Here is a 12,622-nt window from a genome sequence, read left to right as displayed (position 1 = left end):
CCCGCCTTCACGGGGCGTCCACCCCGGCCACGGCAGTCTTCACAAAACTGAAGGAAACTGGAGGGCTGCATGCAGGGCACTAGAGACGGGGGCTTGGTCCTGATCGTTGAGGACAACCGAAATATCTCCGAGATGGTGGGCGAGTACCTGGAAGGCCGCGGTTTCGAAGTCGATTACGCCGCCGACGGCCTGGACGGTTACCGCCTTGCGGCCGAGAACAGTTACGACGTGGTGGTGCTGGACCTGATGCTGCCGCGCCTGGACGGCATCGAAGTGTGCAAGCGCCTGCGCGAGGAAGCGCGCAAGTCCACGCCGGTGCTGATGCTGACCGCGCGCGACACCCTGGACGAGAAGCTGACCGGCCTCAGCGCCGGTGCCGACGATTACCTGACCAAGCCGTTCGCGATCCAGGAACTGGAAGCGCGCCTGCGCGCCCTGATCCGTCGCGAGCGCCGCCAGGTCGGCGGCGAAGTGCTCAAGGTCGCCGACCTGGTGTTGGACCCGGCCAGCCTGCGCGTGACCCGCGGCGGCAGCGAACTGCAGCTGTCGCCGATCGGCCTGCGCCTGCTGACCATCCTGATGCGCGAATCGCCGCGCGTGGTGAGCCGCCAGGAGATCGAGCGCGAGATCTGGGGCAACGGCCTGCCGGACTCCGACACCCTGCGCAGCCACCTCTACAACCTGCGCAAGACCATCGACAAGCCGTTCGGCAAGCAGCTGCTGCACACCGTGCAGAGCGCCGGCTACCGGGTCGCGGATATCTCGCAACCGCCGGATTGAGCCTGTCGCCATGCCGCATGGGTTGCCGCGCAAGATCAAGCTTGCCTTCATCGCGCAAGCTTTGATCGGCAGCATCGTCATCACGCTGGGCATCGGCCTGGCGGGATTGGCAGTGCGCAACCTGGTGCTGGAACAGCGCATGCAGCGCGAGGCCGACGCCTTCTGGGCCGGGCATGCGCGCGATCCCCAGCACCCGCTGCCGATCACCTCGACCACGGCCGGCTATTTCATCCCCGCCGGCGCCAGCGATGCGGCGCTGCCGCCGGTGGCGCGCGGCGCCAGCCGGGAGGGGCTGAACGAATTGCCGCACGACGAGCGGGTGATGCTGGTCGATCGCCGCGCGGAGGGCAGCTTCTATCTGCTGTACTCGTCGGAGCTGATCGACGAGGCGATCATCTTCACCGGCCTGGCCTCGCTGCTGCTGTCGCTGCTGACCATGTACCTGATTTCCTGGCTGACCTACCGCAACACCAAGCGCCTGGTCACGCCGGTCAACCGCCTGGCCGCGGCGGTCGCGCATTGGGACCCGCGCGATCCGCGCGCGGTCGCCGTCTCGCTGGAAGACCTGCCCGGCGAGATCGGCACCGAGGTGCGCCAGCTGTCCTCGGCCCTGCGCGGGCTGGCCCAGCGCGTGGGCGATTTCGTCCAGCGCGAGCGCGATTTCACCCGCGACGCCAGCCACGAATTGCGCACGCCGCTGACCGTGATCCGGGTCGCCACCGACCTGATGCTGGCCGACCCGGAAACGCCGGTGCGCGCGCAGCGCTCGCTGGCGCGCGTGCAGCGCGCCGGACGCGACATGGAAGCGGTGATCGACGCCTTCCTGATCCTCGCCCGCGAAGCCGAGATCGCGCCGCAGAGCGAGGAGTTCCCGGTCCGCGAGATCGTCGACCACGAAGTCGAGCGGGTGCGGCCGATGCTGACCGGCAAGGAGGTCGAGCTCAGCGTGGTCGACGACGGCGCGCCGCGCCTGCTGGCGCCGCCGCACGTGCTCAGCGTGATGGTCGGCAACCTGCTCAGCAACGCGGTGCGCTTCACCGACGCCGGCCGCATCGACGTGCATCTGGCGCGCGACCGCATCGAGATCCGCGACACCGGCATCGGCATGTCCGCCGAAACCCTCAACCGCGCCTTCGACCCGTTCTACCGCGCCGACTTCTCCGGCGTGGACGGCAAGGGCATGGGCTTGTCGATCGTGCGCCGCCTGGGCGAGCGCTTCGGCTGGCCGGTGCAGCTCAGCAGCGTGCCGGGGCAGGGGACGCTGGCGGTGATCCGCTTCAGCCACTGAGCGGAAGCCGGCCGCTTGCGCCGGTGCGAACCTGGAGCGAACCGGAACCCGCGGCGGCGCGGCACGGGACGACTTGGCCCTGGTTGGCGGCGCGCTGTGGGTTTGCCATAGCGGATCGAGCCCGATCCCGCGGGCGCGAGCCCGGCGGCGATGCGGCGGGCGCGGAGCTCGCGACGGTTCCCGGCCCGCGCGCATCTTCATGGCGTCGTATCGGGCGCACGGGGCTTGCCGCTAAGCTGAGCGCGCCGTGAAGCGGCCCGCCCGGGAACGAATGCCTGCCCCGGCCTGTCAACCGAAAGCGGCCGTGCGCGTTGCCGGCTCCATACCTTCCAATCAGAACCTCATGAGCGCAGCCCGTAAGCCGCAGTCGCCCGTACGCAAATCCTCGCCCTGGATCCGCCGCGCCGTCGTCGCCGCGGTGGTGCTGGCCCTGGCCGGTGGCGGCTACTACTACTACGCGCAGCGCAACGCCCAGGCCGAGGCCTCGGCCTATCGCACCGCCAAGGCCGAACGCGGCGACATCCGGGTCGCGATCTCGGCCACCGGCGCGCTCGCGGCGATCTCGACCGTGGACGTCGGCAGCCAGATCTCCGGCCAGGTCACCGAGGTGCTGGTGGACTTCAACGATCGCGTCAGCAAGGGCCAGGTGATCGCCAAGATCGATCCCAGCACCTACCAGGCGCAGATCGCCCAGGGTTCGGCCCAGGTCAACAGCGCGCGCGCCAGCCTGGCCACCGCGCAAGCGACACTGCGCAACGCCGAGCTCGATTTCCAGCGCAAGTCGACCCTGGTCGAACGCCAACTGGTCGCGCGCAGCGACGCCGACCTCGCGCGCGCCGCGCGCGATCAGGCGCGCGCCCAGGTCGCCTCGGCGCAGGCGCAGATCAGCCAGCAGATCGCCTCCACCCAGACCTCGCGCCTGAACCTGGAGCGCACCGTGATCCGCGCGCCCGTCGACGGCGTGGTCCTGACCCGCACGGTCGAGCCTGGCCAGACCGTGGCCGCCAGCCTGCAGTCGCCGGTGCTGTTCCAGATCGCCGAGGACCTGTCGAAGATGGAGATCGTGCTGGCCATCGACGAGGCCGATATCGGCCAGGTCAAGGCCGGCCAGAGCGTGAGCTTCACGGTCGATTCCTTCCCCGACCGCCAGTTCCGCGGCAAGGTCCAGCAGGTGCGCCTGTCGGCCACCAATACCAGCAACGTGATCACCTATCCGGTGGTGGTGGCGGTGGACAACGCCGAACAGATCCTGCTGCCGGGCATGACCGCCAACGCCGAAATCGAAGTCAGCCGCCGCGACGACGTGTTGCGGGTCAGCAACGCGGCGCTGCGCTACAAGCCGGCCGAGGACGACCCGGCCGCGCAGGCCCAGGGCGGCGCGGGCGGCCCCGGCGGGCCGGGCGGCGGCGGACGCGGCGGCATGGCCAACGATCTGCCGCGCGTGGCGCAGCAGCTCAAGCTCAGCCCGGCCCAGCAAGCCGCCTTCGACGCCGCGCTGGAAGCGATGAAGCAGCGTTCGGCCGCGCGCCAGGCCACGCCGCCTGCGAACGGCGGCGGCAGTGCGCTGTTCGGCGGGCGCGGTCCCGGCGGCGGTGGCGGCGGCATCGTGATCCGCGGCGGTGGCGGCGCCAATGCCGGCGCGGCCGCGGGCGCGCTGCGCCAGCGCATGCAGGAACGCTTCAACCAGCAGTTCGCCGAGTTCCGCAACGGCCTGAATCCCGAACAGCAGGCGCGCTGGGACAGCGAGGTCGCGGCCCTGCTCAATGCGCGCCGCGCGCCGTTGTACAAGCTGGTGAACGGCAAGCCCGAACAGGTCGTGGTCCGGGTCGGCGCCAGCGACGGCAGCTGGACCGAGGTCTCGGGCAACATCCAGCAGGGCGACGAAGTCATCGTCGGCAGCGGACGCAGCGCGCAATGAGCGAGGCGGCCGCCACCGCCGACGCCGCGGTGATCGAAACGCGCGCGTTGGGCAAGGTCTATTCGCCGGGCACCGAGGCCGAGGTGATCGCGCTGCATGCGGTCGATCTGCGCATCGGCCGCGGCGAATTCGTCGCGATCATGGGGCCCTCGGGCTCGGGCAAGTCGACCCTGATGAACCTGATCGGCTGCCTGGACACGCCCAGCAGCGGCCAATACCTGTGCGACGGCGTCGACGTGGCGACCCTGGACGCCGAGGAGCGCGCGGCGCTGCGCCTGGAAAAGATCGGTTTCGTGTTCCAGGGCTTCAACCTGCTGCCGCGCATGAGCGCGCTGGAAAACGTGGCCATGCCGATGAGCTACGCCAACGTGCCGCGCGAGGAACGCCTGCAACGCGCGCGCGAAGCGCTGGACTCGGTGGGCCTGGCCGAACGCGCCAACCATCGTCCCAGCGAGCTGTCCGGCGGCCAGCAGCAGCGCGTGGCGATCGCGCGCGCGCTGATCAACCGGCCGCCGATCCTGCTGGCCGACGAACCCACCGGCGCGCTCGACACCAAGACCGGCGAGGAGATCCTGGCCCTGTTCAAGCGCCTGCAGGCCGACGATCACACCGTGGTGCTGATCACTCACGATCCCGACGTGGCCGCGCATTGCGACCGCGTGTTCGCGATGCGCGACGGCGAGCTGCACGAACAGGGTGAGGCGCCGCGTTCAGACGATGTCCTATCGACATCGTCTGCGGCGCCGAACGCACGGCCAGGGATGGTCGGGCAGGAGCAGCCATGAGCGGCGCGGGTTGCGCCATGGATGGCAACGCGAACTTGGAGAACTGGAAGTGAACTTCCTCGAAGTCCTGCGCACCGCGATATTCGCCTTGCGCGGCAACTGGCTGCGCAGCGCGCTGACCTCGCTGGGCGTGATCATCGGCATCGCCGCGGTGATCGTGATGGTGTCGGTGGGCCAGGGCACCCAGGCCGAAATCGACAAGCTGGTCTCGGGCCTGGGTTCGAACCGGCTCGACATCAGCTCCGGCGCCGGCCGCGGCGGCGGCGGCGCGCGCCAGAGCGCGTCCAGCTTCTTCACCCTGAACGAAGGCGACGCCGACGCGATCCGCCAGGAGATACCGGAGGTGCAGTACGTCGCCGGTTCGCTGCGCGGCGGCACCCAGGTGGTCTACGCCGAGAACAACTGGTCCACGCAGTGGCAGGGCGTGCAGCCGGAATTCTTCGACATCAACGGCTGGAGCATCGCCTCCGGCGGCGGCTTCGAGGCGCGCGACTACAGCGGCGGCGGCAAGTCGGTGATCCTGGGCGAGACCGTGCGCCGCGAGCTGTTCGGCGACGAGGACGCGATCGGCCAGACCCTGCGCCTGGGTCGGGTGCCGTTCACCGTGGTCGGCACGCTCAAGCCCAAGGGCCAGGGCGGTTTCGGCCAGGACCAGGACGACATTCTGCTGGTACCGCTGGAAACCGGCCGCCGCCGCCTGCTCGGCGCGATGGGCCTGCCGCCGGGCGCAGTGATGCAGATCGCGGTCGGCGTGGGTCGCGCCGAGGACGTGAGCTACGCGCAGGGCGAGATCGAGGCCCTGCTGCGTCAGCGCCACAAGATCCAGCCCGGCGCCGAGGACGACTTCACCGTGCGCAACATCGCCGAGGTGGTGGCCACGCGCACCGCCACCACCAACCTGATGTCCAAGCTGCTGGGCGCGGTGGCGACGATCTGCCTGATCATCGGCGGCATCGGCATCATGAACATCATGCTGGTGTCGGTGACCGAGCGCATCCGCGAGATCGGCCTGCGCATGGCGGTCGGCGCCGGCCCCGGCGACATCCGCCGCCAGTTCCTGGCCGAGGCGATGGTGATCGCGATGATCGGCGGCGTGATCGGCATCGCCATCGGCGTGGTCGGCGCGCTGCTGGTGGGCAAACTGGGTTCGTTGCCGGTGGCCTTGAACGCGCAGGTGGTGGGCTTGGCGGCGGCGTTCTCGATCGCCACCGGCCTGTTCTTCGGCTACTACCCTGCGCGCAAGGCTTCGCTGCTGGATCCGATCGAGGCGCTGCGGCAGCAATAGCGGCGCGCGACCACGACCACCGGCACGGGTGGGTGCCGGCGCGGGCTGGCATCGTGCCTGCCGACAACCCCGATCGGAGCGGATATGAGCAAGTGGTGGCCCCTGGCCCTGTTGACCTTGCAGGCGTTCGGCGCCCAGGCCGCGGACACGGTCGCGGCGCCGACGACGGTGACCGTCCTGGGCGTCGATCATGCCGCGCAGCTGGTCGCCGAGCGCGATCCGCCGGCGCTGCTGGCGGCGTTCCTGGACCGCGTCGAACCCGATGCGATCTGCATCGAGCGCGCGCCGGAGGCCTACGCGCGCGGCGACTATTACGAGTTCACCTACGAGGTCCAGGATGTGGTGGTGCCGTTCGCGCGCCGCGCAGGCATCGAGCTGTGTCCGATCGACTGGGAGCCGCCGGTCGAGGATCAGCGCCTGGGCTTCGGCATGGCCTTGGACGCACCGCCGGAATTGCGCCTGCTCAAGGGCTTCCCCAGTTTCCTCAGTTTCGGCGCGGACGCGCTGAAGCGCGACTTCTTCCGCGCCGACGATCCGGCCAACCTGCAAAAAGTGACGCAGTGGGCCGCGGCGCCGGCCGCCAGCGCCAAGAACGATCTGGCGCGCCGCCTGTACTTGTACCGGACCTACATGCAGGCGCGCCGCATCCTCGCCGCCGCGCGCGCGCATCCCGGCGGCAAGCTGCTGGTCGTGGTCGGCGAGTTCCACAAGCACGACATCGAGGCGATCTTGAAGGACGAGCCCGGCCTGCGCCTGGTCCAACCGTCCAGCTACGGGCGCCCCAGCGCCGCCGACGTCGCCGCGCACGACCGGCCCGAGTACCGCAGCGCCATCGCCAGCTTCAATCTGCTGGGCCTGCAATCGCAGTCCGGCCAGGTCGACTACGCCTACGTCGGGCGCGCGCTGCAGGCCCTGGAAGCCGACGGCATCACACCGCAGACGCGGCTGTTCCGGGTCCGCCTGGAGCTGCTGCAGGGACGGATCCGGCGCGAGGAAGCGATCGCGCGTTACCGCGCCATCGCCGCCGAGGCCGGCGATGCGCGCTTCGCCTGGAACGGGGTCAAGGACCCCGCGCGCGTGGACTCGTACTTCGATCCCTACGGCAATCTCGACGTGCGCCGGCGCGCCCTGCTGGAGGCCGCGCGCGAGACCTGGGCGGCCGGCGACGCCGCCGCGGCCCAGGCCCTGGTCGACGCCTGCGTCGAAGGGCTGAGCCCGCGCCAGCGCAACCAGTTGCGCGGCTACTGGGAGCGCGACGTGGCGACGGCGGCGCAGCTGCGCTAGTTCGCGCAAGCGCCTCGCCGGCCGCTATCCTCGGGGTCTTGAAGGAGACCGCCATGCGCCTGCCGATCCTGCTGTTGAGCCTAGCCGCCATGTCCAGCCCCGCCCACGCCCAGACCCCGCCCAGCGGCGAACGCCCGATCGCCCTGGTGATCCACGGCGGTGCCGGTTTCGTGCCGCGCGATTCGCTCAGCGAAGCCGACCGCAAGGCCGCGCACGCCGACCTCAACCGCGCGCTGGATGCGGGTTACGGCGTGCTCAAGGGCGGCGGCAGCGCGCTGGACGCGGTGTCGGCCGTGGTCGTGGCGCTGGAGGATTCGCCGATCTTCAACGCCGGCAAGGGCGCGGTGTTCAACGCCCGCGGCGGCCACGAACTGGACGCCTCGATCATGGAAGGCCACACCCGCCGCGCGGGTGCGGTCGCCGGCGTCACCACGATCAAGAACCCGATCAAGCTGGCGCGCGCGGTGATGGAGCACAGCCCGCACGTGATGCTGGCCGGCGCGGGCGCGGAAGCCTTCGCCGACACCCGCCCGGAGATCGAGCGCGTGCCCAATACCTACTTCGACACGCCCAAGCGCCGCCAGCAGTTGGAGAAGGCGCAGCGCGAGGAGGCGGCCAAGGGCAAGCGCGAAGCCAACGCGGGCACCGACGCGCCCAGGTATTTCGGCACCGTGGGCGCGGTCGCGCTGGACCGCCAGGGCCATATCGCCGCGGCCACCAGCACCGGCGGCATGACCAACAAGCGCTACGGCCGCGTCGGCGATTCGCCGGTGATCGGCGCCGGCACCTGGGCCGACGACCGCTGCGGCGTGTCGGGCACCGGTTGGGGCGAGTACTACATCCGTTACAACGCCGCCCACGACATCTGCGCGCGCGTGGCCTATCGCGGCGACAGCCTGCAGGCGGCGGCCGACGAGGTCATCAACAAGCTGATTCCCGCCGCCGGCGGCGACGGCGGCGCGATCGCGCTGGACCGCGAGGGCCACATCGCGATGCCGTTCAACAGCGGCAGCATGTTCCGCGGCTGGGTGAAGCCCGACGGCAGCCGTGGCACGGCGATACACGAGGAGGAGTGAGTTTCGCGCGCGAGCGCTAGCTCCGGCCTCGTCCGGGAACCTCATCCGGCGCTGCGCGCCAGCTCTGCCACGGAAGTAGGGAACATCAAGAGCTCTACCTAGCCCCTCTCCCGCAGACGGGAGAGGGGTTGGGGCGAGGGCGGCGCGAGCGCATAGTTCCAAACGCATTCGCTGCCCTCATCCGCCCCTGCGGGCGGCTTCTCAGCCTTGCACACCCTGCGGGCGCCGCGAGCGGGAGAAGGGAAACGCACGGGCTGCGCCGTTATCCGCTGTCCTTATCCGCAGCGCAGCCCCGGCCCATCAGCCGCCCTGCTGCTGCGACCACTCCTGCATGCGGCTTTGCATCTCCTCCTCCGACACGTCCTCGATGTGCGTGGCCAGGGTCCACTTGTGGCCGAAGGGGTCGACGACGGTGCCGGTGCGGTCGCCCCAGAACTGGTTCTGCAGCGGCTTGTCGACGCGGCCGCCGGCCTGGACCGCCTGCTCGAAGGCGGCGTCGGCGTCGTCGACGTAGATCATGAAGGCGGTGGTCGCGCCGCCGCGGGTCTTGGGGCTGAGCGCGTTCATCTCCGGCCACTCGTCCGACAGCATGATCACGCTGTCGCCGATGCGGATCTCGGCGTGGCCGATCTTGTCGCCCATCGGCAAGCGGTAGATCTCGGTCGCGTTCAGGGCGCGCACGTAGAAGTCGATCGCGGCGTTGGCGTCGTGGACGATCACATAGGGCGTGACGCTGTGATAGCCGTCGGGGCGGGGCTGTACTGCCATGTCGGTGTCTCCGTGAGGGGTGGGTGCGGCGTCGGCGCTCGATCGCCGTGGTCGGGCCGGCCCGGCGCGGGCCGGATCCGGGGCGGTCGCGGCGAGCGGCGCGGCGGCGGGGATGCTGACCCGCGCGATTCTCCCTGGCTGCGACTGCGCGCTTGGGCAGCGGCGACCGGCCCGCCAGCGGCGGCGGACCAAGCCGGCTAGGAATCGGGCGCCTCCCGCCAGGTCAGGGGGCGCGCAGGGTAGCGCCGGCGCCGCTAAGCGGGCGCGAAAACCCGCCGGGAACCCGTCGCCGCCGCATCCGGCACGGTCGTCGCGGGGGCGGCGGAGCGGGGCTTATGGCAAAATCCCTGCCTTGCAGCGGCCGCCGGCTGCGCCCGCCGGCCCGTCCGGAGAGAGCCCGACCCTCATGCCCATGACCGAGCAGTCCCGCCGCGGCCACGCCGCCGCGCCGTCCGTCCTGCCGCAACCGGCCGCCGTCGCCGGCCCGTTCGTCGCTCCCACTTCCGCTCCCTGAGGCCGCCATGGCAGACGAATTCGGCCACCTGCCGCGCGGTCCCGTGCGCATCTTCAAAGCGGCGATGTGGTCCATGCAGGGCCTGCGCGCGGCCTGGCTGCACGAATCCTCGTTCCGGCTCGAGGTCTATCTGTTCGTGGTGCTGGCGCCGCTGGGCTGGTGGCTGGGCCAGACCCCGGTCGAGCGCGTGTTGCTGATCGGTTCGATGCTGCTGGTGCTGAGCATCGAGCTGTTGAACTCGGCCGTGGAAGCGGTGATCGAACGCTATGGCCCGGAATTCCACGAACTCGCCGGTCGCGCCAAGGACATGGGCTCGGCGGCGGTGTTCGTATTGATGATGAACGTACTGCTGACCTGGGGCGCGATCGTCGTGCCACGCCTGCTCTGAGCGCGCCGCCCCGAAGCCGCCGCGCATACCGCGCGCCCTCACCGTTTTGTAAAGCCTAGGAAACTCGCAAGTGATTGAGCTGCTCACCGATCCGCAAGTCTGGATCACCCTGGTTACCCTGAGCGCGATCGAGATCGTGCTGGGCATCGACAATCTCGTCTTCATCTCGATCGCGGTCAGCAAGCTGCCCTACGCGCAGCGCGAGAAGGCGCGCAAGTTCGGTATCGCGGTGGCCTGCATCACGCGTATCGCGCTGCTGCTGACCCTGGCCTGGCTGGCCGGCCTGACCAACGACCTGTTCTCGGTGTTCGGCCAGGGCATCTCGGTGCGCGATCTGGTCCTGATCCTGGGCGGCGCCTTCCTGCTGGTGAAGGGCTCGATGGAAATCCGCGACCTGGTCGCGGGCGAGGACGAGTCCGAGGACATGCACACCAAGCCGGCGGTGTCGTTCATGGCGGTGATCGCGCAGATCGCGGTGATCGACATCGTGTTCTCGCTGGACTCGGTGATCGCCGCGGTCGGCATGGCCAGCCACACCCCGGTGATGGTCGCGGCGATCCTGCTGGCGGTGGCGGTGATGCTGCTGGCGTCCAAGCCGCTGGGCGAGTTCATCGACCGCAACCCGACCATCAAGATGCTGGCCCTGGCCTTCATCGTGCTGGTCGGCGTCTACCTGATCGCCGACGGCTTCGAACTGCACATCCCGAAGGGCTACATCTACGGCGCGATGGGCTTCTCGGCCCTGGTCGAGTGCCTCAACCTGTGGGCCAAGCGCCGCGCCATGGCGCGGGTCCAGGCCGACTGAGGCCGGCGCTTTCGCGGCGCCGCCGCCACGGCGGCGGCGCCGTTGCCGTGACGCGACCCTCACGCGGCGTCCATTGCAAGCACGGGGCGCGGGTGGTGCAATGCGCCATCCTCACGAAGGAGTTGCGCCATGCGTAAGCTCATGATGTCGCTGCTGCTGGTGTCGGCGGCCGCCCTGCTCAGCGGCTGCGGCTACAACACCATCCAGCAGAAGGACGAAGCGGTGAAGGCGTCGTGGTCCCAGGTGCTGAACGTCTACAAGCGGCGTGCCGATCTGGTGCCTAATCTGGTCGCGACCGTGAAGGGCTACGCCAGCCACGAGCAGCAGGTGTTGACCCAGGTCACCGAGGCGCGCGCCAAGGTCGGCAGCATCAACGTCAACGCCGACGATCCGGCCTCGGTGCAGCAGTTCCAGCAGGCCCAGGGCGAACTCAAGAGCGCGATCGGCCGCCTGCTGGTGGTCAGCGAGAACTACCCGCAGCTCAAGGCCGACCAGAATTTCCTGCAGCTGCAGGCGCAGCTGGAAGGCACCGAGAACCGCATCACCGTCGAGCGCCAGCGCTACATCCAGTCGGTGCAGGACTACAACACCTACGTGCGCTCGTTCCCGCAGAACCTGACCGCGATGATGTTCGGCTACAAGGCCAAGCCCAACTTCTCGGTCGAGAACGAGCAGCAGATCCAGCAGGCGCCGCAGGTCGATTTCGGCCAGCCGGCCGCGCAGCCCGCACCGCAGCAGCCCCCCGCCCAGCAGCAACCGGCGCCGGCGGGCTGACCGGAGCGGCGGCGGACGCCGGGCGATGAGGCGGACACTCGCGACGGCCGCGCGCGCCCTGACGCGCGGCTGGCTGCTGTTGCCGGTGCTGTGGCTGGTCTGTGCGTTCGCGCAGGCGCAGCCGCTGGCGCCGATCCCGGCCCTGGACACGCCGGTGATCGACACCACCGGCACCCTCGACGCCGCCACCCGTCAGAACCTGGAAGCGCAGGCGCGCGCGTTGCAGCAGCGCAAGGGCAGCCAGCTGCAGGTGCTGGTGGTGCCGACCACCGAGCCCGAAGACATCGCCCAATACGCGGTACGCGCGTTCGAGCAATGGAAGATCGGCCGCAAGGGCGTCGACGACGGCGTCCTGCTGGTGGTCGCCAAGCAGGACCGGCGGGTGCGGATCGAAGTCGGCTACGGCCTGGAAGGCGCGATCCCCGACGCCACCGCCAGCCGGGTGATCCAGGAATACCTGGTGCCGCACTTCCGCAGCGGCGATTACGCCGGCGGCATCAGCGAGGCCAGCGCGGCGCTGACCAAACTTATCGACGGCGAGCCCTTGCCCGCGCCCATGGCCGACAACCGCGGCGAGGAAGACGGCGGCGGCGGCGAGAGCCTGCTGGTCGCCCTGTTCGTGGCCTTCATCGTGGCCCAGGTCGCGCGGGCCATCTTCGGCCGCGCGCCGCGGCCGCTGCGCGCCGTGCTCGGCGCCGGTGCGGCCGGCGGCGTGGCCTGGCTGATCTCCTCGTTCCTGCTGGTCGGCGGCATCGGCGCCGCGATCGGCTTCGTGATCGGCCTGATCAGCGCGCCGCGCGGCGGCCGCTTCGCCCGCGACGCGGGCTGGGGCGGTTGGGGCGGTGGCGGTGGCGGTTGGGGCGGCGGCGGTTTCGGCGGCGGCGGTGGCGGCGGCTGGTCCGGTGGCGGCGGCATGAGCGGAGGCGGTGGCGCCTCCGGCAGCTGGTGACGGAGACC

Annotated in this window: 12 protein-coding genes; 11 read left to right on the top strand and 1 reads right to left on the bottom strand. The window is 70.3% G+C overall.

Going from position 1 to position 12,622, the window contains the following annotated elements:
* Window positions 1-69 precede the first annotated feature (69 nt).
* The 7 genes from V1318_RS09955 to V1318_RS09925 all read left to right on the top strand — a co-directional run bounded on the left by V1318_RS09955 (window position 70) and on the right by V1318_RS09925 (window position 8,416).
* Complete coding sequence (locus V1318_RS09955; protein ID WP_055900565.1) at window positions 70-780, top strand: response regulator transcription factor; 711 nt, start codon at window positions 70-72, stop codon at window positions 778-780.
* A 10-nt stretch (window positions 781-790) separates the two neighbouring features.
* Entirely contained in the window at window positions 791-2,068 is a 1,278-nt protein-coding gene (locus V1318_RS09950) for a HAMP domain-containing sensor histidine kinase (RefSeq protein WP_332939486.1), read from the top strand.
* Between the two features lie 343 nt (window positions 2,069-2,411).
* On the top strand, window positions 2,412-3,986 hold the full coding sequence (locus tag V1318_RS09945) for an efflux RND transporter periplasmic adaptor subunit (protein ID WP_332939485.1): 1,575 nt from the start codon (window positions 2,412-2,414) through the stop codon (window positions 3,984-3,986).
* Window positions 3,983-4,771 carry an ABC transporter ATP-binding protein gene (locus tag V1318_RS09940; protein ID WP_332939484.1) on the top strand — a complete coding sequence of 263 codons (789 nt, stop codon included), beginning with the start codon at window positions 3,983-3,985 and terminating at the stop codon, window positions 4,769-4,771. The genes V1318_RS09945 and V1318_RS09940 overlap by 4 nt, the downstream gene beginning before the upstream one ends.
* Window positions 4,772-4,820: 49 nt before the next feature.
* Window positions 4,821-6,056 (top strand): ABC transporter permease, encoded by a 1,236-nt coding sequence (locus tag V1318_RS09935; RefSeq protein WP_332939483.1) that lies wholly within the window; start codon window positions 4,821-4,823, stop codon window positions 6,054-6,056.
* 84 nt (window positions 6,057-6,140) lie between these two features.
* A complete protein-coding gene (locus V1318_RS09930; protein ID WP_332939482.1) occupies window positions 6,141-7,340 on the top strand; it encodes a hypothetical protein in 1,200 nt (399 codons plus the stop codon).
* 53 nt (window positions 7,341-7,393) lie between these two features.
* Window positions 7,394-8,416 carry an isoaspartyl peptidase/L-asparaginase gene (locus tag V1318_RS09925; protein ID WP_332939481.1) on the top strand — a complete coding sequence of 341 codons (1,023 nt, stop codon included), beginning with the start codon at window positions 7,394-7,396 and terminating at the stop codon, window positions 8,414-8,416.
* A gap of 300 nt (window positions 8,417-8,716) precedes the next feature.
* On the opposite strand, the gene V1318_RS09920 is transcribed toward V1318_RS09925, so the two are convergent.
* Complete coding sequence (locus tag V1318_RS09920; RefSeq protein WP_332939480.1) at window positions 8,717-9,184, bottom strand: VOC family protein; 468 nt, start codon at window positions 9,182-9,184, stop codon at window positions 8,717-8,719.
* Window positions 9,185-9,705: 521 nt separating this feature from the next.
* On the opposite strand from V1318_RS09920, the gene V1318_RS09915 reads away from it, so the two are divergent.
* The 4 genes from V1318_RS09915 (at window position 9,706) to V1318_RS09900 (ending at window position 12,614) form a co-directional block, all read left to right on the top strand.
* The gene (locus V1318_RS09915; RefSeq protein WP_332939479.1) at window positions 9,706-10,086 is read left to right on the top strand and encodes a diacylglycerol kinase; all 381 of its coding nucleotides are present in this window, start codon (window positions 9,706-9,708) and stop codon (window positions 10,084-10,086) included.
* Window positions 10,087-10,156: 70 nt separating this feature from the next.
* A complete protein-coding gene (locus tag V1318_RS09910; protein ID WP_332939478.1) occupies window positions 10,157-10,891 on the top strand; it encodes a TerC family protein in 735 nt (244 codons plus the stop codon).
* Between the two features lie 129 nt (window positions 10,892-11,020).
* Window positions 11,021-11,665: a LemA family protein gene (locus V1318_RS09905; RefSeq protein ID WP_332939477.1), complete on the top strand. Its 645-nt coding sequence runs from the start codon at window positions 11,021-11,023 to the stop codon at window positions 11,663-11,665.
* A gap of 25 nt (window positions 11,666-11,690) precedes the next feature.
* Window positions 11,691-12,614, top strand: coding sequence for a YgcG family protein (locus V1318_RS09900; protein WP_332939476.1), 924 nt, complete (start codon window positions 11,691-11,693; stop codon window positions 12,612-12,614).
* The last annotated feature ends 8 nt before the right edge of the window (window positions 12,615-12,622 follow it).

The sequence above is a fragment of the Lysobacter sp. CCNWLW3 genome, assembly GCF_036697405.1.
GTDB lineage: Bacteria > Pseudomonadota > Gammaproteobacteria > Xanthomonadales > Xanthomonadaceae > Lysobacter.
This window is presented reverse-complemented; position numbering and strand designations above follow the sequence as displayed.